Genomic DNA, 24,878 nt, shown 5'->3' on the forward strand with positions numbered 1-24,878 from the left:
GCCGGACTAGAGCCGGAAGCGCGCCACAGCCTGCTCGAGTTCGCCGGCCAGGCGTTCCAGCTCATCTACCGTGCTACTGCTGCGTCCGATGGCGAGGTTGGTGCTCTCGGTCATCTGGGCGATCTGTTCGAGGTTCTGCGCAATCGACTGGCTGGCGCTAGTCTGCTCGCGATAGATGGCGGCCAGTTCGCTCAGCTCGCTGCTGGTATTGCCCGAGCCGGTCTTCAGCTCGGCCAGCGCCGGCAGCAATGCACGCACGGTTTCCGCGCCATGGGCAACCTGGGTACTGCTCTGGCGCATCGCGCCGGCGGCCTGGCCGGTTTCGCGCTGAATCGAGTCGAGCGCGCCCATGATGTCGGTGGTGGCCGAAGAAGTCTTTTCGGCTAGCTTGCGTACCTCGTCGGCCACCACGGCAAAGCCGCGCCCCTGCTCGCCGGCCCGCGCGGCCTCGATGGCAGCATTCAGGGCGAGCAGATTGGTCTGGTCGGCAATCTCGCGAATGGTGGCGGCGATGCTGCCTATGCTGTGCGCGTGCGCTTCCAACCGGTCTATGGTGGCCTGGCTTTCACGCACGGCCTCGGCGGCGCGGCCGATCTCGGCGCTTGCGCTATTGGCCTGAGCTGCGCCCGATTCGGCCAGCTGCCAGCCACGTTCGGCCTCGCTGCGCACTTCGCCGCTGCGATTGGACACATGGTCAAAGCTCACCGTCATCTGCTCGACCGCTGCTGCGATCGAGGCGGTGGCCTCGCTTTGGCGTAGCGAGCCATCGCCGATCTCCCGGTAGGCGGCGCGCAGCGCATGGGCAGCCTTGTCGAGCTGATTACTTGAGGCGCCGATGGCGGCCATCATCTCGCGCAGCTGGGCGCGCATGGTTTCCAGCGCCTTGCCCAGCCGGCCCATCTCGCCTTTTTCAGGCAGCTGCACGGTCTGGTTCAGCTCGCCAGCGGCGATCTTGCCCGCCATGCGGATGGCGGCTTCGAGCGGGCCGAGCACCGAGCGCACGATGGCGATGGACAGCACAATGGCCAGCACGATGCCAATCAGCACCGCGGCGCCCAGCACACCCTGCAGGCGGTTGCCCGCCGCGCTGGCGCGTTCATAGGCGAGTTTGGATTCCTCGCGCTGCAGGGCGATCCAGCTGCCCAGGGTCTGGGTGGTGTTCTCGAAGGCGCCACGCACCTTTTCGCGATAGGCCTGGCCGGCGGCCATCATATCGCCCTGCATGGCAATCGCTTCCATCTCCTGGCGCGCCGTCGCATACGCGGCATAGCTGGCGGCGAATTTGTCGCGGATGGCGGCTTCCTCGCCACTCAGCACAGCCTGCTCGGCCAGCGCGCTGCGCAAGGGGGCTTCCAGCGTGGCGATCTGATCGAAATGCTGCTTGGCCACATCAGGAAACGGCGCATCCAGCACCAGCAGCAAGGCGGCGCGCGCCTGGTGCAGCCGGTCCATCTGGTCGGCCAGGGCCACCACCGGCACCGTGCGCTTCTGGTAGATATCGGCCAGCTCGGCGTTGCCGCTGCGTATGCCGGCCATGCCGAGCAGACTCACGCCCAAGAGCAACAGCAGCAAGGTGGTGCAGAGCAGGGCCAGTCGGCTGCGGATCGAGAGCGAGGCGAACATGATGAAATCCTGATGAGCGGTGAGGGTATGATTCAAGCATAGCCGCTCGGGCAATGCATGCGCGGCGCCCTGATCTTGCTAGGGCCGCGCTCCAAAAAGAGACACCCCGCGCAAGGCGGGGTGCTGATGTGGCGGCCCGGTGTGCACCGAAGCCTGTGCTGCAACTGCTTAGAACAGGTGGATCAGACCAGTGGTCCAGGCGCTGTTCTTGCGCTCTCCAGCGGCTTGGCCAGCGGTGGTGCTCATCAGGCCACCGGCAGCCGAGTCATTACGGGCGTAGCTGAACTCGGTGTAGACGATGCTGCGCTTGGACAGCGGGTAGTCCACACCCACAGCCAGGTAGCTGCCACCGGTGTTTTCGACATCATCGATATCGCCAGCCTGGGTGAAGCCGATGCGGCCGGTCACGTCGCCAAACGGATGGGCGACCACGGCGATAAAGGTGTTGCGCTTGGCACCGTCGATATCGCTCAGGCGCACGGCGGCCTTCAGATTGGTACCGGTGGGCAGGGTGTAGCCAGCACCCAGCAGGTAGTTACGAATCTTCAGACCTTTGGACAGATATGCGCCAGTCTTTGGATCCTTCAGCGTCTTGGAACCGTTGCCAAACGATGCCGGCAGATCCTTCTGGTTCTCGAAGGCGAACACAGCGTTCAGCGGGCCGTTTTCGTAGGCCAGCGAGCCGATCAGCGCGTACGGCGAGATTTCGCTGTCCTTGCCTTCCATATCGCCGTACTGCAGCTTGCCGGTGAAGCCGTCCATGTTGACGGTTTCGTAGGCGATGCTGTCGTTCATGCGGTAGTAGGCGCCATCGATCAGCAGGCTGCTGATCATGGTCGAGTTGCCGTTGAAGCCGTCAAAGCCTTCCTGGGCCAGGTCGAAGTAGGTCTTGCCGCGGCCGAGCTTGACGGTACCGAAGTCACCCTTCAGACCGAGCCAGCCTTCACGGGAAGCGAAGCCGCTGGCGCCGGCATTGTCCATCGCAACAGCGCTTTCGATCTGGAAGAAGGCCTTGCTGCCATTGCCGAGCAGCTCTTCGCCCTTGAAGCCAATGCGCGAACCGGTGTCTTCCACCAGCAGCTTGTTGGTGTCGCCGTTGTCGGCAATGGTCAGGCCCAGCTGGGCGATACCGTACAGATTGACGGTGTTCTCGGCAGCTTGCACGGCCGGCACGGCGAACAGGCCAGCCAGTACGGCGGCGATAGCAGTGTATTTCATGAACGATGCTCCTGATTTATCCGTTGTTGGTGTCTGCAGCCCGCTATCCCATTCTGGGATGCTGGTGCTGCATTGCAAAAAGCCAGCACATTGTTCGGCGCGGGCTTCGGGCACACGCATTGGGGAAAACCGCTGCAGACAAGTGTGAATTGGCGCGGAATGCAAATGACATATTTTGCTAATGTAGCCCGCAACTACTTGTTACAAGCGGGTTTCAGGCCACTTGGCCTGGCAGGAGTCCATCCGAGGACTGCGCGTGGAGCCAGGCCGTATTGCGGCAAAACTACCGAAAAATCTGTCGCAAATATGCGATGCACACCGGTATTTGCAGCAATGCTGCAACAGTGAGCTGCCAGTCATGCCGTGCTCGCAGTATCAGGGGGGGGAGGGAATGGGCTGGTAATTCCGCTCTGGGCGCCTATCTTGTCGTTCACGGGGTGTGGCCATCCGCTGCCGCACCGATATTGGAAGGAATGGCTTATGTCTGCGCCCCTGCGCCGAATCACCCAAGCCAGCCTGCTGGCGCTTGGCCTCAGTGCCGTCACCCTGGCCGTCGCCACCACCCAGCTCGCCCATGCTGCACCGCCTGAGCAGCAGCGCGTGCAGGTGCCGGGCTTCTATCGCATGGCGCTCGGTGACTTCGAAGTCACTGCCTTGTACGACGGCTATATCGACCTTGATCAGAAGATCCTCAAGCACACCAGCGCACGCGATCTGCAAAGCCTGCTGGCGCGCATGTTCATCGATACCAGCAAGGGCATGCAGACCGCCGTGAATGTCTATCTCGTGCACACCGGCAGCCAGCTGGTGCTAGTGGATGCAGGCGCAGCGCAGTGTTTCGGCCCCACGCTGGGCAATCTGCGCGCCAATATCGAGGCGGCCGGTTATCGGCTTGAGCAGGTAGATAGCGTGCTGCTCACCCATCTGCATGCCGATCATGCGTGTGGCCTGAGCACGCCGGATGGGCAGATGGCCTTTCCGAACGCCCAGGTCTGGGCGGCCCAGGCCGAGGCTGATTTCTGGCTGAGCGAGGCGGTGGCGGCCAAGGCGCCAGCCGAGGCACAGGGCTTCTTCAAGTTGGCGCGCCAGTCGGTGGCGCCCTATCAGGCGGCCGGGCGCTTCCATACCTTCAAGCCGGGCGAGAACCCGCTGCCCGCGCTGCGTGTCATGCCCACACCCGGTCATACGCCGGGGCATAGCAGCTTTCTGTTCAGCTCGAAGGCGCAGAGCCTGCTGGTGTGGGGCGATATCGTGCATAGCCATGCCAGCCAGTTCGCCCGGCCCGAGATCGCCATCGAGTTCGATATCGACAGCCAGCAGGCGGTGGCCACGCGCAAGCAGCTGTTCGCCGCTGCCAGTCGTGACAAGCTCTGGGTGGCCGGCGCCCACCTGCCTTTCCCCGGCCTTGGTCATGTCCGTGCCGAGGCCAAGGGCTATGCCTGGGTGCCGATCGAGTACGGTCCGCTACGCAGCGATCGTTGAGCCAGTCAGGGCCTACCCGCACACAAGCCGCCGAAGGGCGGCTTTTTTCATGGGGTCTATGTGAGCTCATCCTCTGACCAGGGCGGATGCTCGACTGGTGCGAGGCGCGCGCCCGGGTCCTGGCGATAGAACTGACGCAGCTGCTCGTAGATGGCCGGGTAGGCGTCGTGCAGCACATGAGGCAGTTCGAAGAAGTATTCCGATAGCACGGCAAAGAACTCGGCCGGGTTTTCGGCCGCATAGGGGTCGATGGCGACGGTCTCGCCACGATCCAGGCGCCGGTTCAGATCGGCAAAGCCCGCTTCGAAGGCGCGCGTCCAGTCGGCCACCTGCATGCCGGCATGCAGGGGCGGAAAGCCATTGGCGCTGCCATTGAGCATATCGAGCTTGTGCGCGCATTCATGGATGACCACATTCCAGCCATCGATCTCGGGGCTGCGCCGCGCATCGGGCCAGGCAAGCAGGATGGGGCCATCGTGACGCGCCTGGCCGGCCAGCGCCCACTCGCCCTCGTGCACCAGACCCACCTCATCGCGCCACGGATCGCGGCTGACGAAGGCGCGCGGGTAAAGCACCACCTCATGCCAGTCCGCATAGGCGTTGTCGTCGAGGTTGAGGATGGGCAGGCAGGCCTGGGCGGCGATCTGCAGGCGGCGCGTACTGCTCAGCGCAAAGCCATGCGCGCCATGGAAGGTCTTGTGAGCCAGAAAGTGGCGCATGCGCGCTTCGAGGCGCTGCCATTCATCCGTGCTCAAGCCTTGCAACAGCGGCATCTGCCGGCCGACTTCCGGCCAGGATCGGTGCGCTAGCGGGTCTTCCGCCACGTGGCGGCGCAGTAAATTCCACATGCTGTGTAGGCCTGTCGACTGGGGCAATGGCGTGTAGATGCAGGTCGGTGTGCGCAAACACAAGCGTCGCCTGCCAGTTGCCCCACATAAAACATATACATACCGCTGTAAGAAAGCCGCGCGTATGCAGACCAAGTGGCACGGCAGCAGCACCGTATGCCTCTGCCGCCAATGCTTCCCATCTCTAATCAGGAGTAAGACATGAACAAGCCTAGCCACAAGACCGTTTCTTCCTTTGCCTTTGCCGCCGGTGCGCTGGCCCTGGCGAGCGCCGCGTTCGCTGCCGATGCCCCGAAGGGCTCGTCCGGCAAGGCTGTGGCCGCCAACGACAAGGTGCATTGCTACAACGTGCATGACTGCAAGGGCAATAGCGATTGCAAGACCACCGAGCACGCTTGCAAGGGCCAGAATGCCTGCAAGGGTCATGGCTTCAAGGCCGCCAGTGCCAAGGACTGCCTGGCCAAGGGCGGCACTATCGGCGATCTGTAAGTCGGGTCCCGCGGCCGCACCCGGTGCCGCCGCGGGCCTGTTTCGCCCACCGCCTGCCTTGCCGGATCACTGCCATGTCCATCGCCTGCTCGACTTCACCCGGCTTCGGCCTGGGCCTGCGCACCGCGCACTACGCCGATTTCCTGGCCCAGCCGCAACCGGTGGACTGGCTGGAAATCATCAGCGACAACTTCCTGGTGGATGGCGGCAAGCCGTGGCAATGGCTGGAGCGCTTCCGGCGCGACTATCCAATGGCCATGCATGGGGTGGCGATGTCCATCGGTAGTGCCGATGGCTTGGACCTCGCCTATCTGGACCGCATCAAGGCCCTGGCTGCGCGTATCGCGCCACTCTGGGTGTCCGACCATCTGTGCTTTACCGGCCTGGGCACGCAGCGTCTGCACGATCTTTACCCCCTGCCTTACACCGAGGAGTGCGCGCAGCGGGTGATCGAGCAGATCGGCATCGCACAGGACAGGCTGGGGCGCAGGCTGGTGTTGGAGAATGTATCGAGCTATGTGCGCTACCACGCTGCTCAGCTCAGCGAGTGGGACTTCCTGCGCCATGTGGCGCAGCAGGCCGACTGCGAATTGCTAGTCGATGTGAACAATATCTATGTGAGCAGCGTGAACCACGGTTTCGATCCGCTCGCCTATCTGGATGGCCTGCCGGCCGAGCGGGTGCGCCAGATTCATCTGGCCGGGCACTCGGTTCAGGACGGCTACCTGGTTGATACCCATGACCAGCCGGTGCCCGAGGCGGTGTGGGCGCTGTATGCGCAAGCCTGCCAGCGCTTTGGCCCGGTCGCCAGCATGATAGAGCGCGATGCGCATATCCCGCCGCTGGCAGACCTGCTGGCAGAGCTCGCCCGCGCACGTGCGATTGCGGCCCGCTTTCCCCAGCCCGCCCGGTCGCAGGCTGACGACCGCGCCATTACTTTTCCCGCCACTCACGCCGCCGATTTCGCCCACACACAGCAGCAGCTGTGCGCCTATGTGCTGGCTGAGTCGGCCGGACCGCTGCCGGCCACGATCCAGGCATCCGGCCCACTGGCCGGCCTGCAGGGCTTACAGATTTACCATCATGCGTATCGCGCGCGCCTCGCCGAGGTGTTGGCAGATAGCTATCCCAAGTGTGTGCGGTATCTGGGCCAGGCCTTGTTCGATGCACTGGCGGCCAGCTATATCGCGCGCCATGTGCCGCAGCAGCGCAATCTGGGCTGTTACGGCGCGGACTTCGCCGCTCATTTGCAGGCCGAATACCCGCACAACCCGGAGCTGGCCGATCTGGCTGGCCTGGAATGGGCATTGCGCAGCGTGTTCGATACGGCCGATGCGCCAGCCTGGACGGCGCATACCGTGGCCGAGCAAGGTGGCGATGCCTGCCTAGCCCAGCCGGCGCCCTTGCTGCCGAGCGCGCAATGGCTGTGCGTGCGCAGCAATGCGCTGGCGATCTGGCAAGCGATTGACGCCGATGCGGCGGTGCCGCCCGCTAGCCGCAGCGCACAGGCGCTGAGCGTGCTGGTCTGGCGCAAGGGCTTGCAACCCCATTTCTGTTCGTTCGAGGCAGCCGAGGCCGACTTCCTGCAGACCTTGCAGTGTGAACGGCGGAGCATCGGCGAGCTGGCCGAGGCCTGGGGTGGCACGGCGCGCTTGCCGGAGCCAGCCGTGCTGGCCGGCTGGCTAAGCCGCTGGTGGCAGGAGGAAATGCTGTTCAAGCCGGCGCATCTGCCTGTCGGCACTGGCGGGTGATGCGGCGCTAGCAGCGGTTTCAGTGCATCTGCGCCCGATAACGCTGTGCCAGCTCGGTGGCGACTTCGTAGATTCGATCGCTGGTGGTGAAGACATTGCGCTGTAACTGGCGATCCAGATTCTGTTTGGCAAGCTCGTCAATCGCCTGCTGGAAGAAGAGCCACTGGGTATCGAGCAATTGCAGCTGGGATTGCATGCTAGGCGTATTGCCAGGATAGGCGCGCAGCTGGCGGCTGGCGGCGTCGAATTCCGTGCGGGCGCTGGCAAGGTCTTTGTGCAAAAAGGGAAGGGTAAGACCGGCGCTGCGCATCAGGTAGATTTTGGCCAGGCGCTGCGAGAGCGCACCGATGTCTTCCGCAAGCTGTACCGGCTTCTGGGCCGGCCCAAGCTTGGCTTCGAGCAGTTGTGTGCCCTTTTGCGCGATCCAGGTCATGTCCTCGGAGGCTTCCAGCAGCGCTCGGCCATCCTGTGCCTTGGGCTGGCTGGCGATCAGTGTCTGATAGTCATCCCATTGCTGGGCGAGCAGCGCGTAGTTTTCCTGCAGTTCTGCATCGCTGGCGGTGGCGCGGCGCAGCTTGATCAGTTGGGCTGAAAACTCACTGGCGGCCTGCGCGTACTGACGCCTGGCCTTGTCATCGTTGGCATCCAGCCAGCGCCAGGCATAGCTGCGCGTCATGCGTTCAACCAGGCTGCGCTGGTGGCTTGCTTGCTGCGCACCATCGATGTCGATCTGGCTGTTCGCCAGGCTGGGCGGGCTGACGAGCAGCAGGCTGAGTGGTACAGCGAGGAAACAGACGAAACGGCTTGGCATTGGAGACACCTATCGGGCAGAGGACTGACCCTTGGTCGGTGTTGGCGGCAAAACATGACAGCGCCACAGCGCTTTGGCTTGTGCGCCTGCAGCCTTGCACAGTGGGGGATGAGGTGGCCAAGGCCCTCCCTCGACAGGTAAGCCGCGACGATACATCGTGCGGCCATCGTCCACCACGTCGTTGTCTTGCGCTTGCCGGATGGCCTTCTTCTTGCCTAGGCCGGTGCATCCGCCAGCCGCTCGGGTAGCCGCGGTGGCTCATCGCGCCGCACCGCCGGTCGGCGTGGCTGCCAGTGGATGATCTTCAGCTCGCCTTCCAGGGTTTCCACCAGCGCGCTCAGGCTTTCCACCCAGTCGCCATCGTTGCAGTACAGCACGCCGTCGATCTCGCGCATCTCGGCCTTGTGGATATGGCCACAGATCACCCCGTCCAGTCCGCGTGCCTTGGCTTCGCGCGCCACCGCCTCTTCAAACTGGGTGACGAAGTTCACTGCCTTTTTCACCTTGTGCTTCAGGTATTGCGATAGCGACCAGTATTCGAGCCCGAAGCGTGCACGCAGATGGTTGAACCAGCGATTGAGCTTGAGGGTGATCTCGTAAGCGCGGTCGCCGACGATGGCCAGCCAGCGCGCGCACTGGATCACGCCGTCGAACAGATCGCCATGCAGCACCAGAAAGCGCCGCCCGTCCGCCATCGTGTGCACCACCTCGTCCTGAATATCAATGCCACCGAAGGCCAGGCCGATGAACTGGCGCACGACCTCATCATGATTGCCGGCGATATACACGACGCGCGTGCCCTTGCGCGCCTTGCGCAGAATCTTCTGCACCACATCGTTGTGCTGCTGGTTCCAGTACCAGGAGCGCTTGAGCGCCCAGCCGTCGATGATGTCGCCAACCAGATACAGCTGGTCGGACTCGGTGTGCTTGAGGAAATCGAGCAGATAGCCGGCCTGGCAGCCGGCGGTGCCCAGGTGCAGATCGGAAATCCAGATGCTGCGGTAATGCTGGCTGGCTTGGTCGCTCACGGCAGTCGCAGGTGGTTGAGTTCACGCGAGCATGCCGGGCGATTGTGACAGGGCGTTGAAGCCGGGCCGGCGCTGTGCCGGCCCATATCATGCCTAGAACTGATAGACGCGCAGCGACTTGGCTGGCATGGTCAGCTTGATCCGGCCGCGCCCATCGGTCCGCAGCGTGGTGGCGTCTTGCGGATAGACCGCACGCAGCGTGGCATCGGCCGGCAACTTGACCAGCTTGGCCTGCTGCTCGCTACCGAAGTTGAGCAGCACGAGCAGTCTTTGCTGCTCGGACTTGCGCTGGAAGCTGATCAGCTCGGCGCTTTGCTCGGCCTGCTCGAAACTGCCGGTCTGCAGGGCGGGATTATCGCGGCGCAGCTGCAGCATGGCGCGGTAGTGGCTATGTAGCGAGTCGGGCTTGCCGAGCTGGCTGGCCAGGTTATGGCTGGCGATATTGGTCGCCAGCGCCCGAAACGGCTGGCCGCTGCTAAAGCCGCTGGCATCGGCCGTCCAGCTCATTGGCACGCGCAGCGAGGCATCGCCGTCGAGGCCCGCGCCCTCGTCCATGCCCACTTCCTCGCCGTAGTAAATAAAAGGAATGCCCGGCAGGGTCAGCAGCGCCGCCGCCACCATGCGGTTGCTGGCCTCATTCGCATAAACCTGGTCGAACACGCGTCGACCGGCGAAATGGTCGTGGTTGCTGGTAAAGGTGGCCATATGGGCCTTGCCCTGGCCGTGGTAGCGCAGCACATCGGCAATACCGCGCAGATGGCCGTTGGCTGCCGTCATTAGCTTATTGTTCAGACCAAAGGCAAAGGCCGAGCCACAGGCGTCCTGGCTGCCAAAGCCGTCCGGATCGGCCGGTGCCTCGCAGACCACATAGCGGTTCGGGTATTGCTGAATCGTGCGCACCAGACGCTGCATGATGGGCTGGTTCTCGGCCTGCACTTCCCAGCGCTTGGGGCCGTTCTCGACCAGATTGCCGACCGCATCGAAGCGAAAGCCATCCACGCCGCGGTTCAGCCAGAAACGCAGATTGTCCTCATGCCAGGCCAGCACGGCCGGATTGCGCAGATTGAAATCCGGCATCTGGCTCCAGAAGCCGGCGAAGTAATAGCCTTCCTCGCCGCTATACCACGGGTAGTTGCCGTAAATCTGCCAGCCTTCCGGCTCCTGCTCCGACCAGACATACCAGTCGCGGAACGGGGACTGCTTGCGATTGGCTGCCTGGAACAGCGGGTGGTCGGCCGCGCTGTGGTTGATCACATAGTCCATGATCACCCCGATGCCGCGCTGATGGGCCGCCGCAAGCAGGGCATCGAAATCGGCCAGCGTGCCGTAATCGGCTTCGATATTGCGGTAGTCGACCACCGCATAGCCATGGTCGCGATCCTGGCTGGCATTGACCGGCATTAGCCAGATGCCCTTGATGCCGAGGTCCTGCAGATAGTCGAGGCGGGAGATCAGGCCGCGCAGGTCGCCGATGCCATCGCCATCGCTGTCCTGGTAGGCGCGCACATAGATTTCCATGAAGGCGCCCGACTGATGCCAGCCCTGGGGCAGGGCCGAGCTGAGCGGGCCGGCGGCGACCGGGTTGATATCGGCGCCCGGTGGCGGGGCGGCATGACTAGTGGCGGGGTGCAGGCCCAGCCAGCTGGCGGCGAGCAGGGCGAACAGGCAGGGGAGAACGCGCCGGCGTGGCGGTAGGGACATGGCTTCACTCATCTCTGTTTTCTTTGGTTTGGGCCTTGCCTGGCCTGTCGAACGCAGGCCTGTCTGCAAGGCTGGTGGCCAGCTTAGAGTGAAGGGGCAGGGTGGGCAAGCATGTAGCGGCGCGGCGGAAACTACAGCGATTTCAGCGTCTTGCCGTGGGTCGGGGCCAGTCGGTAGGCCTCGCGCTCGAAGGCATTGTCGCGATAGGGATCGCGCCCGTGCAGCCACTGCCACAGGCTGCTTAGCGCGTAGGCGGGAAAGAACAGCAGGCCCCAGCGCCGGTACTGGCGCACATGCACCTGCTCATGCGCACGCAGCAGCGCCAGTTGCGTGGCATTGCGCCCCACAATCACCTGGCCGAAGGTAATGGCGCCGTAGCGGGCACTGGCCTGTTCGGCAAGGCCGAGGTCGATTTCCAGCGTGCCCTGGCGTCTTTGCCAGCGCTGGCCGCGGCGCCACAGGCAGAGCGCCAGCAGCAGGCCCACCAAGGCGGCGGGCGCTGCCCAGGCATGGCCAAGCCATTGGCCGAGCAGTCGCAGTGGGCCGGCCATGCGCGGCTTACTCGCTTTCCAGAATCTCACGCCCGTTCAGGGCTTGCAGCGGGCGCGCATTCATGGGGAAGAACTGGCGGAAGCGCTCCAGCTGCGCACTGGACAGCTCGAGCGGTGTTTTCAGGATCAACCAGCGCACCTCTTCCGAGCAGGGCGGCGTGGTCAGCGAGCCCTTGAGCGTGAAGAAGCGCAGATTATCGGGCAGCAGGCTGGCCGGGCTCAGCACGCGCTCGCTATAGCTGCGGGTTTCACCGTGTTCCTCGGGCAGGCGCGGCCAGAGTGCATCGAGCGTGGGGTTGGCGCGCCCTTCCTTGAACAGCACGGCAATCACCGCCAGGCTGCCCGACTCGCTGGCATGCACCATATGCGCGACCAGCGGGAAGCGCCGGCCATTGATCGCTTCTTCGCTCGGGGTATGGAAATGGAACTGCTTGAGTTCATAACGCTCGCCGAGCGCCTCCAGCCAGCTGCCCGGCTCCACATTCACCTGAATCGTATGACCGTTGTTCAGAATGGCCAGCTTGCTCAGGCCATAGGTGATCTTGAGTGGCTCGAGCTTCTGCAGCTGGGCCTTGTCTACATTGACCGGCGATTGCGCCTGCCCCTCGGCGCACAGGCCATAGGCCGGATTGATGCGCGCCCAGTTGGCCGGGCCGGTCAGCTTGCCCTCATAGCTCCAGTGATTCGGGTCTTCCTCGTGTGCCGCGTGCGCAGCCGGCTTGGCGGCCTCGCTCGGCGCAACCGTGCTGGTGAACAGCGGCTTGGCGGGTTTGGCCGCTACCGGCTTGCTGGCCGGCTTGGGCTTGCTTGGCACTGCGGTGGTGGCGGACTCATGGGCGGCAGGGGCCTCATTGCCCCAAGTCAGGAGCGAACTCAGCACTAGGCACAGCAGGGCGGATTGGTGCATGGCGAAAACCTGGCAGACACAGAGTCTTGAGCTTAGCTGCTTGGGTGGGGCTTTGACCATCGCGGCCGCGCGTGCTCAGTGCCGCGGCGCGCCTTGCAGCTGCGCCAGCAGGCGGTCGTGCCAGCTGCTGAGCAGCAGGGTGCTGCACAGTGCACCCAGCAGCGCGAGGAAGATATCGGACTGGGTATCCCAAGGGTCGCCCTGGGTGCCGAGGAATTCTTCCGCGCCCTGGCCCAGCGCCAGTGCCGACCACCATTCGATCAGCTCATAGACGGCACTGATGGCCAGCGCCACGCACACGGCCAGAAAACCGGTCATCGCCCGGCTGCTCAGATAGCCGCGCCGCAGCAGGATCTCGCGCGCCAATAGCGCCGGCACCAGGCCCTGCATGAAATGGCCGAGCTTGTCGTAGGGGTTGCGGCTCAGGTCCAGCCAATCCTGCACCCAGAAGCCAAGCGGCACGCGCGCGTAGCTATAGGCACCGCCCAGGATCAGCACCAGGGCGTGCAGGCAGATCAGCCCATACAGCAGCGAGCTGAGCGGAAAGCGCCGGTAGCTGAGCAGCAGGATGGGCGCGGCGATCAGCACCGGCGCTACTTCCAGCAGCCAGGTCAGCCTGTCGTAGGGCGCGATCGCCGAGGCGAGCAGGGCCAGCAACACCAGGGCGGACTGGATACGCAGGGTGGTGGCATCGGGCATGGGGTGGCTCCGCGTTCAGGTTGTCGGCTTGGCTTCGAAGGAGAAGCCGGCCGGATAGGCGTGCAGGCCATCGAAGTCCTGCTTGCTCAGCGGCAGGCCCTGCGCACGCAGGCCGGCATAGCAAAGACTCAGATGGAAGAAGAAATTCGGCAGCGCATAGTGGAGCACATGCTGCTGGCCGGGCAGCTGCAGCTGGGCAAAGCCGGCCTCGCTGTGGATCGGTCGCTCAGCCGCGGCATTGAAGCGGGTGGCATCGATGTGCGCCAGCCAATGCAGGGTGGCGGCCGCATAGGCATCGAGCGTGCCAAAGCTTGTCTGCGGCTGGTTGGCTAGCTCGGCTTCCATATCGAGCAGTGGCGCACAGGCGCGCCGGGCAAAGCCGATGGCGATCTGCGCCTGTTGGGCCACGCCGAACATATCGGGCACCAGCCTTGCCGCCAGGACCGCGTGCTCGTCCAGGCCCTGTGCCTGGGCCGCGCTGGCCGCCTTGGCCAGCAATTGGCGCAGCTGTTGCAGATAGCGTTGCAGAACGGGTACGGCGGCAGAGTAGAGATCAACGGACATGGCGGCAGGCTGGGGGAATCGGGCGCTGCACTCTAGCGCGCGGCGCGCCAAAGCCCAAGCGGGTGAAGCGGCCTGCGCGCCAGTTCGCGCGCTTCAGCCCAGGCTGGGCAGCGGCAGGACCAGTTGGGTTACTTTGCTGATCGCCTGCCAGATCACCCCGACCATGGCATTCCAGACCTTCTCGATGGTCACCATCAAGAGGCCGCGCAGGGTGCGCACAAAGTTCAGCGTCATGTCTTCGAGGCTATCGAGAAAGAAATCGCGCGTCTCGGCGCTGATCTGCCCGCTCAGGATGCCACTGGCCACGAAGTCGGCCTGCTGGGCAATCGCTTGCAGCTGGCGCTCGGAAAAGCCGCGCAACACGCTCACATCATTGCCGAGCGCCTGGCTCGCAGCGGCTTTCATATCGGCAATCAACTGGCTCAGATCGATCTGCATGCGCGGCTCCTCATCGGGCCAGGAAATATTCATAACTGAGCGCCTGATCGAGATAGATCAGCACCTGGCCGCGAAAGGCCTGCACCTCGACCGCGCTGAGGCCTTGCTTGCGGTCGGTATCGCGCAGCTTGGCCAGGGTGGCCGATACGCGCTGCAAGGCGTGTACGCTGGGTAGGCGCGCATCCGGCTCGCTCATGCCCTTCGCCTGCAGCCAGTCCTTGAGCTTGGCCTGCAGCGGGCCGCTGGGCTCTGGGCGCGCACCAGCCTGCAGGGCTAGCGCATCCAGTTCGCCGATGCGCTGGGCATAGGCGGCTTCGCGCTGGCTGAAGTCGGCGGCCTGGGTGCCGCCGGCCAGGCTGGCTAGCAGGGTCAGGGTGGCGATGCTATTGCGTTCTAGCCCGCTGACCACGGCGGGCTCGTAGGCTGGCGCCAGTTGGGTGGCGCAAGCCGACAGCAGCAGGCTGGCGGCCAGCAGCAGGGGGTGAAGACAGCGTGTTAGCCAGGCGGTGGGCATAGACGGGTACTCGATACGCGTTAGCCTCAGCATAGTGGGCGGCGCGTAATGCGCCCAAATGAACACAGGCCACCCCAATGGGGCGGCCTGCGTGGTGGCGCTGGGAAGCGCGGGCAGTGCGGTTTACTGGGCCTGGGTGCGGATCAGGTAATCGAAGGCACCGAGGCTGGCCTTGGCACCCTCGCCCATGGCGATGATGATCTGCTTGAACGGTACGGTGGTCGCGTCGCCCGAGGCAAAGATGCCAGGCACCGAGGTTTCGCCACGCTCGTTGACCTCAATCTCGCCACGCGGTGAGAGCTTGATCACATCGCGGGCAAAGTCGGTGTTCGGCAGCAGACCGATCTGCACGAAGATGCCTTCCAGCTCGACCAGATGCTCCACACCGCTGCTGCGATCCTTGTACCTGAGGCCATTCACCTTCTGGCCATCGCCAACCACTTCGGTGGTCTGCGCCTGCAGGATCACCGTCACATTGGGCAGGCTGCGCAGCTTGTTCTGCAGCACGGCATCGGCACGCATGGCATCGCCGAATTCCAGCAGCGTCACATGGGACACGATGCCAGCGAGGTCAATCGCCGCTTCCACGCCCGAGTTGCCGCCACCGATCACCGCCACGCGCTTACCCTTGAATAGCGGGCCATCGCAGTGCGGGCAGAAGGCCACGCCCTTGTTCTTGTACTCGGCTTCACCGGGCACATTCATTTCGCGCCAGCGCGCACCGGTGGCCAGGATCAGCGCACGGCTCTTGAGCTTGGCACCCGAGGCGAGCTCTACCTCGTGCAGACCACCCGGCTGGGCGGCGGGCACGAGGGCAGCCACGCGCTGCAGATTCATCACGTCCACCTCGTAGTCGCGCACATGCTGATCGAGCGCGGCGGCCAGCTTCGGGCCTTCGGTGGCCTTCACCGAGATGAAGTTCTCGATGCCCAGGGTGTCGAGCACTTGGCCGCCGAAACGGTCGGCCACCACGCCGGTACGGATGCCCTTGCGGGCGGCATAGATGGCGGCCGCGGCGCCGGATGGGCCACCGCCCACCACCAGCACATCGAAGGCCTCTTTTTCATTCAGCTTGGCCGCATCGCGTTCGGCTGCGCCGGTATCGATCTTGGCCAGAATCTCTTCCAGGCTCATGCGGCCCTGACCGAAGTGCGCGCCATTCAGGTAAATGGCCGGCACGCCCATGATCTGGCGACGCTCGACTTCTTCCTGGAACAGCGCGCCATCGATCATGGTCGCGTCAAAGCCGGGGTTGAGCACCGCCAGGGTGTTCAGTGCCTGCACCACATCCGGGCAGTTATGGCAGGACAGCGAGATAAAGGTCTCGAAGCTGAACTTGCCCTCGATTGCCTTGATCTGTTCGATCTGCGCCGCTTCCAGCTTGGGCGCATAACCGCTCACCTGCAGCAGGGCCAGGACCAGCGAGGTGAACTCGTGGCCCATCGGGATGCCGGCAAAGTGCACGCGCGGGGTATCGCCCTGCTTGACGATGGCGAAGGACGGCTTGCGGGCGTTGCTGCCATCTTCACGTACGGTCACCTTGTCCGACAGCTCGGCCACTTCGCGCAGCAACTCGCGCACTTCGGCCGACTTCGCGCTGCCGTCCAGCGAGGCAATGAGTTCGATCGGGGCAACCAGACGTTCCAGATAGGCTTTGAGCTGGGCTTTGATATTGCTGTCGAGCATGATGAATCTCCGAGTTCGAAAAGCATCCCCAGCCCGGCCGGTGCAAGGGAATCAGTAAAGGGTGCACAGGGGAAAAACCGCGGTACGGACTTTCCTATGTACGCCATGAATGGGGTAGGAGCGGGCCGGGTGAATGAGCGCACCTGGGTTCAGGTGAAAAATCACTACCTTGCCCACGCCTACCGGGCTTAAGGCATTCAGCTCGCCTGGCGAGCGGCCCGAGCTTTGGTCGAGTAGCGCAACCGTACTTGAGTACGGCGAGCAACACAGGCCGAAGATCGGGTCGCGCAGCGGCGAGATGAAGCCTTAGATCTTGCCGACCAGATCCAGCGACGGTGCCAGGGTAGCGGCGCCTTCTTGCCACTTGGCCGGGCACACTTCACCCGGGTGGCTGGCCACGTACTGGGCAGCCTTCACCTTGCGCAGCAGCTCTTCGGCGTTACGGCCGATGCCGCCAGCGTTGATTTCGATGATCTGGATCTTGCCTTGCGGGTCAACCACGAAGGTGCCACGCTCGGCCAGACCGGCTTCTTCGATCATCACGCCGAAGTTGCGGGTGATGGTGCCGGTGGGGTCGCCGATCAGCGGGTACTGGATCTTGCCGATGGTTTCCGAGGTGTCGTGCCAGGCCTTGTGGGTGAAGTGGGTGTCGGTGGACACGCCGTAGATTTCCACGCCCAGCTTCTGGAATTCCGCGTAGTTGTCGGCCAGGTCGCCCAGCTCGGTCGGGCAAACGAAGGTGAAGTCGGCCGGGTAGAAGAAGAACACCGACCACTTGCCCTTCACGCTGGCGTCGCTGACTTCAACGAACTTGCCGCCATGGAAAGCGGTGGCCTTGAAAGGTTTGATTTCGGTGTTGATCAGGGATACGGACATGGGTTTTCTCCTGGTTGAAGGTGAACAGAACTACGCAACGGGGCGAACTATAGGTGCTGAGCAAACATTGCTCAAATTGATTGTTTTAAAAATTTAAATAGCAAATGGCTATCATTGACGCGTGCAGCCGTCGTGCAGCACCACGCATGGTGGAGGTGGGCACGCTACCGGCGTATGAAAAGCGCGCTGCCGCTCCGCGCAAATGCGAAGTTTTCGACCAGCGGTAGGGGCTAATCGCCCCCGCCGCCGCAACCACCCCCACAGCCACCGCCGTCTCCGCCGCCACCATCGCTATCGCTGCTCGAGCCGTCGCTGCCACCATCGCCGCCGCCACAGCTGCCCAGCGCGCCGCCGCAGTGCACGGCGCTGCTGCCATCCGTGCTGCGCTGCACGCCGCTGCAGTCGGGTACATAGCGGTAGCCATTGACGATCTGCAGCTTGCTGTCCAGCGCGAACAGCAGCGGCAGGCGTGTCGGTGCGCGCGGGTTGATATGTTCTTCCTGGCAGACCTCACGCCAGCAGCGCTGCAGGCCGGCATCCGATGCTGCGCTGCTGCCCATGATGGCGGCCGGCGTGTGGTGGAAGAAGCGTCCAAAGGCCTGCTGGCAGAATGCTTGGTAGTTGCGCGTGTAGAGGATGAACTCATGCCATAGATCGTCGGCCACCTGGGATGGCATGGACACGAATTGCTGGCCGCTGTGCAGATGAGCGAGGAAGAACTGGCGCAGACCATTGGCCACCAGCTGGCAGTCCTTCAGGCTCAGCTGCGGATGCTGCTTGCGCAGCCGTTCGAACAGGCCGTACGGAAAGCTGTAATGACGGATAAAGGCATCGCGCTGCAGACGCTGGTAGCGGCGCAAGAACCAGTTGGCGACCAACAGTACCAGCAGGGCAAATAGGATCAGCAGAATAGGCATGGTGGGCGGATCAATCGATGGAAGGTTTCAGGCGCCGCGTTGGGCGCTGGGTAGCGCATAGGTGCCGGTCGCATGGGCGACCAGCTCAGTGTTGCCGGCAGAGTACAGACTGACTTCGCCCATGATCAGGCTACGCCCGACCTTGAGCAGCCGGCATTCGGCCAGCACATCGCAGTCGGCGCTCGGCTTGCGCAGGAAGTTGATCGTCAGATTGCTGGTCACCGCCAGCGGTACGATGCCGATCTCGCCGAGGATGGCCACGTACAGCGCCACATCGGCCAAGGTCATCAGCACGGGGCCGGATACGGTGCCGCCTGGGCGCAGCTCGGCAAAGCCGACCGGGTGGCGCACGGTGGCCGCGCGCGCACCGACCGCTTCGACCACGCATTTACTTTGGGGAAACTCCGCCGCCAGAAAGGCGACGATCTCGGCTTGGCTGGCCATGGGTTGTCCTGGGCTAAGTGATCGGCGCCAGCTTAGCGACTTCCCGCCGCGCTGGCAGCCTGGACGTGGTCCGCCTCCGTTACTGCAGCCTGGTATCGATAGATGTCGTCCTGACTGGCCTCTCCATGCAGTTCGGCCGCTTCGCGGCGCAAGAAACGAAAGCCAGCCTTCTGCAGCACGCGGATTGAGGCGAGGTGGCGATGGTCGGCCGCCGCCAGTATGGCGCGGCCCGGTAGGCGCCGGGCCAGTTCACCCAGCAGCCAGCGCAGCGCTTCACTCGCATAGCCCTGACCCCAGTGGGCGGGCGCGAATTTATAACCCACCCATAGCAGGCCATCGGCAAAGACGGTGGCTTGCAGTGTGCCGATGCACTGGTGTGAGCTGCGTTCGCGCACCACCCAGTTCAGCCACAGCTCGCCGCTGTCGGCCGGCGCGCCGGCGGCAAACTCGCCATAGCCGCGTTGCAGGTCGGCCAGGGTGGCGGGTGGCTTTCCCGGGATGTAGCGATACAGCTCGGCCGGCTGAAAGGGGTCGAAGAGCTCGGCCGCATGGCTGGGGCGCAGCACTTCCATGTTCAGGCGTGGGGTCTGTGTGTCGGACATGAGCGAAGTGGGTCTAGAGCGGTCGGCAGGGCAGGGCGAAGTCGATATGGTAGTGCTCGTCGTGACGCACCCAGGGTTTGCCGCGCATGAAGTGCAGCTGTCCGCGCAGATAGGCGCCGCGCGGGGTGGCGAACAGGGCGGGCAGGTAGGCGCGTTCGATGATCACCTGCTGGATGCCGATGCCCTGTTTTTGCGCGGCGCGGTGCAGTTGGTACAGATGTTCGGCCAGGGCCGGGAAGTCGATCCGGTAGGTATCCAGCCGACCTTGCGCATCGAACTCCAGGTCGTAGCCAAAGCGGCTTGAGATGGCCGTGGGCAGCGGGACTGACTCGCCGGACGGATTGAGCACCGGCACGAAAAAATCCACCGATAGACCGTTCTGATGGGTGCGATGCGGGGCGAAGCGACCGCCCTGGGCGAGACCGGTTTCGCCATACACATAGTGCTTGCCCGGCGCGCTGTCCTGCAGCGCGACATAGGCGGCCAGTACGCTAGCCGCCACCTTCTCGTGCACATGGGTGCGCCCGGCTGCGGCCGCGAGGCGGCTATAGCTGTGGAAATTGGGGCCACTGATGGGCAGGCGTACGCTGCCTTCGATGCGTCCACGGCTGACCGTACCGAAACATTGGCTGGCACTGGCTGGAACAAGCAACAGGCAAATGCCGAGCAGGGCAAGCAGGCGGGATGGCATGGGCATGGCAATACGGGGGGCTGGCGGATGGGCCGCCAGCTTGCCATGTTTGCCGCTGCAAGTGGGCGACTAGGGATAGCGCGCGCGCAGGCGGGCCAACTCGCCCGAGAGGTGCAATTGCTGCAGCGCGGCCTCGATGCGGCGCTGGGTTTCCAGCGGCAGGCCGCGTTGTATGGCCAAGTATTGCTGCTGGGTATTGAGCACGATGGGCAGGATGCGCACACGCTGCTGGAGCTTGAGCGCAGCAATCTCGGCCTGCAGGCCGAAGTCGTGCCGGAAGTAGAAACGCCCCATGCCGGCCAGCAGCTTCTTCAGATTATCCGGCTGGTCATAGCCGCTACCGTCAATGTGTAGGCCGGGTTGTGACTGCAACCACATCGCCGAGCCGCTGCCGCGGTTGACCAGGATCACACCGTCCTTGCCCAGTGCGCGCAGCTCATCCAGATTGCGGATCTGTATCGGATCGTCGGCACGCACGGCCAAGCGGTTATGCAGTTCGAGGATGGGCGGCTCGAGGAAACGTATCGTTGCCTCGCGCTCCGGCGTCTTGCTCAGGCAAGCGAAGATATCGAGCTGGCCGCTTTGCAACAGGGCCAGCATGCGGTTGACCGGCATGGTCTGCTCAAGACCGCTGAAACGCAGGCCGGGATCGATCTGGTTCAGTGCGAGCAGTACCTCGGCGCAATAGCCGCCAGCCATGCTCTGGCCGGGTGCCAGCGGCAGATAACGCGGGCGCGCATCTTCCTGGGCCGTGGTTCGCAGGATGGGGAGTTCGCCGGCCAAGGCGCCGGCCAGCAGCATCAGGGGGAGTAAGTGGCGCAACATGACAAGCTCCCAGGGAAAACGGTTCTCTCCTCCGGGCTGTCTGCCTCGCCGGGCAGTGGCTGTTATCGCTTCAGTCTAGTTCAGACTGCCCGCACCATGCCAGCTGGGCACCCGCTTCGGATGATCGGCAGGCGCAGCGCCAGGCGCACGCAGTTGGCCAGAAAAAAGCCGATACCGTGCATTCACGGTATCGGCTTGGGTCGGCCCGCCCGAGGGAGGACGTTTAGTGCGACATGGCCAGCATCAGGCCATTCAGGCGCTTCACGAAGCCGGCCGGGTCTTCCAATGTGCCGCCTTCGGCAAGCAGGGCCTGGTCGAACAGGATGTGCGCCCAGTCCTCGAAGCGCTCGCCAGCCGCCTCGGCCTTCAGCTTGCCCACCAGCACATGGTCGGGGTTGATTTCCAGAATCGGCTTGGAGCCACCGACATTCTGGCCGATGGACTTCAGGAGGCGCTCCATATTGCCGCTCATCGCATGCTCGTCGGCCACCAGGCAAGCCGGGCTGTCGGTCAGACGGTGGGTAATGCGCACTTCCTTGACCCGTTCGCCCAGCGTGGCCTGCACCTTCTCGACCAGCTCCTTGAAGGCATCCGCCTTGGCTTCCTGTTCCTTCTTCTCGGCCTCGTCTTCCAGCGCACCCAGGTCCAGGCCACCCTTGGCCACCGAGGCGAGCTCCTTGCCCTCGAATTCGCTCAGGCTGGACACGAACCACTCGTCCACGCGGTCGCTCAGCAGCAGCACCTCGATGCCCTTCTTGCGGAAGATTTCCAGGTGCGGGCTGTTCTTGGCCGCGCCAAACGAGTCGGCGGTCACGTAGTAGATCTTGTCCTGGCCTTCCTTCATACGGCCGAGGTAGTCCTTCAGCGACACGGTTTGCGCTTCCGAATCGGTGGCGGTGGTGGCAAAGCGGCACAGGCCGGCGATGCGTTCCTTATTGGCGTGGTCTTCGCCTACGCCTTCCTTGACCACCTTGCCGAATTCCTTCCAGAAGCTCGCGTAGTCGTCCTGACGGTTCTCGGCGATGTCTTCCAAGAGGCCGAGCACCTTCTTCACGCAGCCTGCCTTGATCTGCTCGATATCCTTGCTGTGCTGGAGGATTTCGCGGCTCACGTTCAGCGGCAGATCATTGCTGTCGATCACGCCGCGGATAAAGCGCAGGTACTGCGGCAGCAGCTTCTCGGCGTCTTCCAGAATGAACACGCGCTTCACGAACAGCTTCACGCCATGGCGGCGCTCGCGCTCATACAGATCGAAGGGCGCGCGCTTGGGGATGTAGAGCAGCTCGGTGTATTCCTGACGGCCTTCCACGCGCGCATGGCTCCAGGCCAGTGGCTCTTCCCAGTCGTGGCTCACATGCTTGTAGAACTGCTTGTACTCGTCTTCCGAGATGTCGTTCTTGCTGCGCGTCCACAGCGCATTGGCCTTGTTCACGGTTTCCAGCTCGTCCGAGACGATCACCTCGCCGTTCTCGCCGTAGCTATTGCCCTTCTTCATGCGGATGGGCAGGGTGATGTGGTCCGAGTACTTCTTGATGATGGACTTCAGGCGCCAGTCGTCGAGGAACTCGTCCTCGCCTTCCTTCAGATGCAACACGATCTCAGTGCCGCGCCCGGTCTTTTCCACGTCCTCGATGCTGAACTCACCGGCGCCTTCGCTTTCCCAGCGCGTGGCGCTGGTCTCGCCGGCGCGGCGGGTGGTCAGCGTCACGCGGTCGGCTACGATAAAGGCCGAGTAAAAGCCCACGCCGAACTGACCGATCAGATTGGCATCCTTCTGTGCGTCACCCGACAGCTTGCCGAAGAATTCCTTGGTGCCCGAGCGCGCGATCGTGCCGATATTGGCAATCACCTCGTCGCGCGTCATGCCGATGCCGTTGTCGGCGATGGTGACGGTGCGCGCATCCTTGTCGAAGCTGACGTCGATATGCAGGCTGCCATCGCCCTCGTACAGCGCGTCATTGTTCAGCGATTCGAACTTGAGCTTGTCGCAGGCATCGCTGGCGTTCGAGACCAGCTCGCGCAGGAAAATCTCCTTGTTCGAATACAGGGAGTGAATCATCAACTGCAGCAGTTGTTTGGTTTCTGCCTGGAAGCCCAGGGTTTGCTTGCTCATATCAATCACCTCGTTACGACTGGGGTTTTAATGCTCTGGCCGCTAGATAGGTACGCCCGGGCTGATTTCAAGAGCAGCTTGTACAAAGCACCGCAAGCGATACGCAGCCCGCGAGGCGTTGACGCCTGGGGCTGCGCGACCAGCGCCTACAGCACGCCCAGTGCCTGCAGACAACGGCGGCCAAGCGGAATGCGCTTGTCGACATCGCCCTGTGCGCGCAGGTCCACATTCAGCGCAAAGCTGTACAACTTGCCCTGACGCGCCACCCAGCCCACCCACCAACCCACGCCGGGCTGGCTATTGGCTGCCCAGCCGGTCTTGGCATACAGCGTGTACTCAGGGCTGCGGTCGATCTGCATGATCTCCTCTGTGGCCTGCATGGCCGCCTGGCTGAAGGGCAGCTGCCGCTGGGCAAGGCGCGCAAGGAACTGGGTCTGCTCGATGGCCGAGATGGCCAGCGGGCCATCCAGCCAGAAGCGGTCGATCTCCTTGCCCATCTGGGCATTGCCGTAGCCGACGTTCTGCAGATAGGCCTGCATGCGCGTGGCGCCCACGCGGCGTGCCACTTCCTGGTAGATCGGCACATTCGAGAGGCGCATCGCCTCGCGCAAGCCCATATCGCGCTCCCACACCTTCATCCACTGCGGCTTGCCGCCATAGGGCAACACCTCGTCCACATCGCGCACGGCCGCGCTGTCCAGCCCGGCCAGGGTGTTGAAGACCTTGAAGGTTGAGGCAGGGGTGTAGCGTGTGGCGGCGCGCTCGGCCTGATACACCTGCAGCCGCTCGCTGGCCGGCTCGTACAGCACGAAGGTGCCGCGCAGGCCGAGGGCACGGAAGTGCTCGCCGAGGTCGACGGCGCTGGTGTGGGTTTCCGCCTGCGCCAACGCAGGCAGGCAGAGGCTGAGCAAGAGGGTGAATAGATGACGCATGGGGACGGTCCTTAGGGTTGCGGGGAAAGGGGAGCGCCTGCGCGCAGGTAGTCGCGCGCCAGCAGACGAACCTGGTCATGCAGTGCATAGGCCTGCGCGATATCGCGCTCGGGGTAGCTGGTGTTTTCCAGCACGACCACGCTGAATGACTGACTGGGGTAATAGAGCAGGGTGCTCATATAGCCGGGCACATAGCCGCCATGGCTGTACTCGAGCAAGCCATCGCGCTGCAGCACCTGTAGGCCGGCGCCGTAGCCAAGCAGACCCCAGCGATGCGGCCGCTCGATGCGCGGCGTGGTCAGGTAGGCATATTGCGCGGGTGCCAGGGCCGGTCCGGCGTGCAGGCAGCGGTTCCAGCGCACCAGGTCGGCCGCGCTGGCCAGCAGGCCGCCGGAAGCATGCTGTGCTGGCGTGATATCCCATTCCAGCCTTTCGGCGGCGGCCGTGCCGCGCTGCACATAGCCATCGCGCAGCTGTGGGTAGCGCTGGCGCCGCTCGGCGGCCGTAGCGGGGGCGGGCATGGTGCTCTGGTGCATCTGGCAGCGCGCCAGCAGCGCATTGGCCTGTACCGCATAGCTTTGCCTGGTAACCCGGCTTAGCCACTCGCCCAGCAGCACATAGCCATGGTTGGCATACGCAAAGCGGCTGCCCGGCACGAACTGCGGCGGCTGGCCCGGCTCGATAAGTCCGGCGCTGTGGTTGAGCAGCTGCGCGGCGCTGACCGTGTTGTGCGCACCCGCCGGCAGGCGGGTCAGCTCGCTGTCCAGTGCCTGCTCCAGGTCGAGCTGGCCCTTGGCCGCGGCGCTTAGCACCAGTACGGCGGTCAGCTGCTTGCTAATCGAGCCAACCCGGTATTGGTAGGGCCGGTCGGGTGGCGGTGCATCGCTGCGCTCCACCGGGGTCTGGCTGCGCTGGTAAAGCGTCTGCTCGCCCTGCACCAGCAGCAGCTCGCCGCTGAAGGCGGGCTGGGCGGCCAGCAGGGCATCCAGCCGCTGGACCAGCTGGTCCTCGGCCGGACCAGCCAGGGCCAGGCCGGGCAGCAGGCTAAGCAGACACATCCTTGCGTATCGTTTGGGCATGGAGAGGCTCCGATTGAATGACCGCCATGCTAGGCGGCGTGTCCAGGCTTGCCGACTGGCACGGCCGCCACGCCAGCCACGGCTGTAAC

The 24,878-nt window shown here is 63.9% G+C and carries 25 protein-coding genes; 3 read left to right on the plus strand and 22 right to left on the minus strand.

All coding sequences use genetic code 11. From position 1 onward, the window contains the following. Window positions 1–6 precede the first annotated feature (6 nt). Window positions 7–1,623, minus strand: a complete 1,617-nt coding sequence (locus BT173_RS16935; RefSeq protein WP_072429861.1) for a methyl-accepting chemotaxis protein — start codon at window positions 1,621–1,623, stop codon at window positions 7–9. 168 nt (window positions 1,624–1,791) lie between these two features. Beyond that, entirely contained in the window at window positions 1,792–2,841 is a 1,050-nt protein-coding gene (locus tag BT173_RS16940; RefSeq protein ID WP_072429862.1) for a porin, read from the minus strand. 480 nt (window positions 2,842–3,321) lie between these two features. Here BT173_RS16940 and BT173_RS16945 point away from each other — a divergent pair, with 480 nt between their 5' ends. Beyond that, window positions 3,322–4,323 (plus strand): MBL fold metallo-hydrolase, encoded by a 1,002-nt coding sequence (locus BT173_RS16945; protein ID WP_072429863.1) that lies wholly within the window; start codon window positions 3,322–3,324, stop codon window positions 4,321–4,323. Between the two features lie 56 nt (window positions 4,324–4,379). On the opposite strand, the gene BT173_RS16950 is transcribed toward BT173_RS16945, so the two are convergent. Continuing rightward, complete coding sequence (locus BT173_RS16950) at window positions 4,380–5,171, minus strand: M90 family metallopeptidase (protein ID WP_072429864.1); 792 nt, start codon at window positions 5,169–5,171, stop codon at window positions 4,380–4,382. Window positions 5,172–5,372: 201 nt separating this feature from the next. Between BT173_RS16950 and bufA2 the strand changes: the two genes are divergently transcribed. Together bufA2 and bufB are read left to right on the plus strand one after the other, a co-directional pair. Continuing rightward, a complete protein-coding gene (gene bufA2 / locus BT173_RS16955) occupies window positions 5,373–5,660 on the plus strand; it encodes a BufA2 family periplasmic bufferin-type metallophore (protein ID WP_072429865.1) in 288 nt (95 codons plus the stop codon). 74 nt (window positions 5,661–5,734) lie between these two features. Further along, complete coding sequence (gene bufB, locus BT173_RS20015) at window positions 5,735–7,411, plus strand: MNIO family bufferin maturase (RefSeq protein ID WP_072429866.1); 1,677 nt, start codon at window positions 5,735–5,737, stop codon at window positions 7,409–7,411. Between the two features lie 19 nt (window positions 7,412–7,430). Here the strand turns inward: bufB and BT173_RS16965 are convergent, their stop codons facing one another. The 19 genes from BT173_RS16965 to BT173_RS17055 all read right to left on the minus strand — a co-directional run bounded on the left by BT173_RS16965 (window position 7,431) and on the right by BT173_RS17055 (window position 24,789). Then, window positions 7,431–8,222 carry a hypothetical protein gene (locus BT173_RS16965; protein WP_072429867.1) on the minus strand — a complete coding sequence of 264 codons (792 nt, stop codon included), beginning with the start codon at window positions 8,220–8,222 and terminating at the stop codon, window positions 7,431–7,433. 215 nt (window positions 8,223–8,437) lie between these two features. Further along, window positions 8,438–9,250 (minus strand): UDP-2,3-diacylglucosamine diphosphatase, encoded by an 813-nt coding sequence (locus tag BT173_RS16970; RefSeq protein WP_084658802.1) that lies wholly within the window; start codon window positions 9,248–9,250, stop codon window positions 8,438–8,440. 93 nt (window positions 9,251–9,343) lie between these two features. Further along, entirely contained in the window at window positions 9,344–10,951 is a 1,608-nt protein-coding gene (locus tag BT173_RS16975; RefSeq protein ID WP_072429965.1) for an alpha-amylase family glycosyl hydrolase, read from the minus strand. Between the two features lie 131 nt (window positions 10,952–11,082). Continuing rightward, complete coding sequence (locus BT173_RS16980) at window positions 11,083–11,502, minus strand: hypothetical protein (protein ID WP_072429868.1); 420 nt, start codon at window positions 11,500–11,502, stop codon at window positions 11,083–11,085. Window positions 11,503–11,509: 7 nt separating this feature from the next. Beyond that, entirely contained in the window at window positions 11,510–12,409 is a 900-nt protein-coding gene (locus BT173_RS16985; RefSeq protein WP_084658805.1) for a carbonic anhydrase, read from the minus strand. Between the two features lie 75 nt (window positions 12,410–12,484). Continuing rightward, window positions 12,485–13,108, minus strand: coding sequence for a DUF2238 domain-containing protein (locus BT173_RS16990; RefSeq protein WP_072429869.1), 624 nt, complete (start codon window positions 13,106–13,108; stop codon window positions 12,485–12,487). A 15-nt stretch (window positions 13,109–13,123) separates the two neighbouring features. Then, window positions 13,124–13,672 carry a DUF1993 family protein gene (locus BT173_RS16995; protein WP_072429870.1) on the minus strand — a complete coding sequence of 183 codons (549 nt, stop codon included), beginning with the start codon at window positions 13,670–13,672 and terminating at the stop codon, window positions 13,124–13,126. A 93-nt stretch (window positions 13,673–13,765) separates the two neighbouring features. Beyond that, window positions 13,766–14,143 carry a hypothetical protein gene (locus tag BT173_RS17000; RefSeq protein WP_217651500.1) on the minus strand — a complete coding sequence of 126 codons (378 nt, stop codon included), beginning with the start codon at window positions 14,141–14,143 and terminating at the stop codon, window positions 13,766–13,768. Next, a complete protein-coding gene (locus BT173_RS17005) occupies window positions 14,121–14,624 on the minus strand; it encodes a hypothetical protein (protein ID WP_072429871.1) in 504 nt (167 codons plus the stop codon). Before BT173_RS17005 ends, BT173_RS17000 begins: the two co-directional genes overlap by 23 nt. Window positions 14,625–14,747: 123 nt before the next feature. Then, the gene (gene ahpF, locus BT173_RS17010) at window positions 14,748–16,310 is read right to left on the minus strand and encodes an alkyl hydroperoxide reductase subunit F (RefSeq protein WP_072429872.1); all 1,563 of its coding nucleotides are present in this window, start codon (window positions 16,308–16,310) and stop codon (window positions 14,748–14,750) included. 306 nt (window positions 16,311–16,616) lie between these two features. Beyond that, window positions 16,617–17,186, minus strand: a complete 570-nt coding sequence (ahpC, locus tag BT173_RS17015; RefSeq protein ID WP_072429873.1) for an alkyl hydroperoxide reductase subunit C — start codon at window positions 17,184–17,186, stop codon at window positions 16,617–16,619. A gap of 230 nt (window positions 17,187–17,416) precedes the next feature. After that, a complete protein-coding gene (locus tag BT173_RS17020; RefSeq protein WP_175545630.1) occupies window positions 17,417–18,103 on the minus strand; it encodes a glycine-rich domain-containing protein in 687 nt (228 codons plus the stop codon). A 27-nt stretch (window positions 18,104–18,130) separates the two neighbouring features. Next, complete coding sequence (locus BT173_RS17025; protein WP_072429874.1) at window positions 18,131–18,547, minus strand: PaaI family thioesterase; 417 nt, start codon at window positions 18,545–18,547, stop codon at window positions 18,131–18,133. Between the two features lie 32 nt (window positions 18,548–18,579). Then, the gene (locus tag BT173_RS17030; RefSeq protein ID WP_072429875.1) at window positions 18,580–19,149 is read right to left on the minus strand and encodes a GNAT family N-acetyltransferase; all 570 of its coding nucleotides are present in this window, start codon (window positions 19,147–19,149) and stop codon (window positions 18,580–18,582) included. A 13-nt stretch (window positions 19,150–19,162) separates the two neighbouring features. Continuing rightward, complete coding sequence (locus BT173_RS17035) at window positions 19,163–19,846, minus strand: penicillin-insensitive murein endopeptidase (RefSeq protein WP_072429876.1); 684 nt, start codon at window positions 19,844–19,846, stop codon at window positions 19,163–19,165. Window positions 19,847–19,909: 63 nt separating this feature from the next. Further along, on the minus strand, window positions 19,910–20,665 hold the full coding sequence (locus tag BT173_RS17040) for a substrate-binding periplasmic protein (protein WP_072429877.1): 756 nt from the start codon (window positions 20,663–20,665) through the stop codon (window positions 19,910–19,912). 223 nt (window positions 20,666–20,888) lie between these two features. Continuing rightward, window positions 20,889–22,778: a molecular chaperone HtpG gene (htpG, locus tag BT173_RS17045; RefSeq protein ID WP_072429878.1), complete on the minus strand. Its 1,890-nt coding sequence runs from the start codon at window positions 22,776–22,778 to the stop codon at window positions 20,889–20,891. A gap of 146 nt (window positions 22,779–22,924) precedes the next feature. After that, entirely contained in the window at window positions 22,925–23,710 is a 786-nt protein-coding gene (blaOXA, locus tag BT173_RS17050) for a class D beta-lactamase (RefSeq protein ID WP_072429879.1), read from the minus strand. A gap of 11 nt (window positions 23,711–23,721) precedes the next feature. Then, window positions 23,722–24,789, minus strand: coding sequence for a serine hydrolase domain-containing protein (locus BT173_RS17055; protein ID WP_084658808.1), 1,068 nt, complete (start codon window positions 24,787–24,789; stop codon window positions 23,722–23,724). Between the last annotated feature and the right edge of the window lie 89 nt (window positions 24,790–24,878).

It is taken from the genome of Chitinimonas taiwanensis DSM 18899 (assembly GCF_900119825.1).
Classification (GTDB): Bacteria; Pseudomonadota; Gammaproteobacteria; order Burkholderiales; family Chitinimonadaceae; genus Chitinimonas; species Chitinimonas taiwanensis.

Excerpts from the sequence above, each read along its gene's own strand:
- BT173_RS16935 (WP_072429861.1), bottom strand. The coding sequence starts at position 1,623 with ATGTTCGCCTCGCTCTCGATCCGCAGCCGACTGGCCCTGCTCTGCACC.
- BT173_RS16940 (WP_072429862.1), bottom strand. The coding sequence starts at position 2,841 with ATGAAATACACTGCTATCGCCGCCGTACTGGCTGGCCTGTTCGCCGTG.
- BT173_RS16945 (WP_072429863.1), top strand. The coding sequence starts at position 3,322 with ATGTCTGCGCCCCTGCGCCGAATCACCCAAGCCAGCCTGCTGGCGCTT.
- BT173_RS16950 (WP_072429864.1), bottom strand. The coding sequence starts at position 5,171 with ATGTGGAATTTACTGCGCCGCCACGTGGCGGAAGACCCGCTAGCGCAC.
- bufA2 (WP_072429865.1), top strand. The coding sequence starts at position 5,373 with ATGAACAAGCCTAGCCACAAGACCGTTTCTTCCTTTGCCTTTGCCGCC.
- bufB (WP_072429866.1), top strand. The coding sequence starts at position 5,735 with ATGTCCATCGCCTGCTCGACTTCACCCGGCTTCGGCCTGGGCCTGCGC.
- BT173_RS16965 (WP_072429867.1), bottom strand. The coding sequence starts at position 8,222 with ATGCCAAGCCGTTTCGTCTGTTTCCTCGCTGTACCACTCAGCCTGCTG.
- BT173_RS16975 (WP_072429965.1), bottom strand. The coding sequence starts at position 10,951 with ATGTCCCTACCGCCACGCCGGCGCGTTCTCCCCTGCCTGTTCGCCCTG.
- BT173_RS16980 (WP_072429868.1), bottom strand. The coding sequence starts at position 11,502 with ATGGCCGGCCCACTGCGACTGCTCGGCCAATGGCTTGGCCATGCCTGG.
- BT173_RS16985 (WP_084658805.1), bottom strand. The coding sequence starts at position 12,409 with ATGCACCAATCCGCCCTGCTGTGCCTAGTGCTGAGTTCGCTCCTGACT.
- BT173_RS16990 (WP_072429869.1), bottom strand. The coding sequence starts at position 13,108 with ATGCCCGATGCCACCACCCTGCGTATCCAGTCCGCCCTGGTGTTGCTG.
- BT173_RS16995 (WP_072429870.1), bottom strand. The coding sequence starts at position 13,672 with ATGTCCGTTGATCTCTACTCTGCCGCCGTACCCGTTCTGCAACGCTAT.
- BT173_RS17000 (WP_217651500.1), bottom strand. The coding sequence starts at position 14,143 with ATGAATATTTCCTGGCCCGATGAGGAGCCGCGCATGCAGATCGATCTG.
- BT173_RS17005 (WP_072429871.1), bottom strand. The coding sequence starts at position 14,624 with ATGCCCACCGCCTGGCTAACACGCTGTCTTCACCCCCTGCTGCTGGCC.
- ahpF (WP_072429872.1), bottom strand. The coding sequence starts at position 16,310 with ATGCTCGACAGCAATATCAAAGCCCAGCTCAAAGCCTATCTGGAACGT.
- ahpC (WP_072429873.1), bottom strand. The coding sequence starts at position 17,186 with ATGTCCGTATCCCTGATCAACACCGAAATCAAACCTTTCAAGGCCACC.
- BT173_RS17020 (WP_175545630.1), bottom strand. The coding sequence starts at position 18,103 with ATGCCTATTCTGCTGATCCTATTTGCCCTGCTGGTACTGTTGGTCGCC.
- BT173_RS17025 (WP_072429874.1), bottom strand. The coding sequence starts at position 18,547 with ATGGCCAGCCAAGCCGAGATCGTCGCCTTTCTGGCGGCGGAGTTTCCC.
- BT173_RS17030 (WP_072429875.1), bottom strand. The coding sequence starts at position 19,149 with ATGTCCGACACACAGACCCCACGCCTGAACATGGAAGTGCTGCGCCCC.
- BT173_RS17035 (WP_072429876.1), bottom strand. The coding sequence starts at position 19,846 with ATGCCCATGCCATCCCGCCTGCTTGCCCTGCTCGGCATTTGCCTGTTG.
- BT173_RS17040 (WP_072429877.1), bottom strand. The coding sequence starts at position 20,665 with ATGTTGCGCCACTTACTCCCCCTGATGCTGCTGGCCGGCGCCTTGGCC.
- htpG (WP_072429878.1), bottom strand. The coding sequence starts at position 22,778 with ATGAGCAAGCAAACCCTGGGCTTCCAGGCAGAAACCAAACAACTGCTG.
- blaOXA (WP_072429879.1), bottom strand. The coding sequence starts at position 23,710 with ATGCGTCATCTATTCACCCTCTTGCTCAGCCTCTGCCTGCCTGCGTTG.
- BT173_RS17055 (WP_084658808.1), bottom strand. The coding sequence starts at position 24,789 with ATGCCCAAACGATACGCAAGGATGTGTCTGCTTAGCCTGCTGCCCGGC.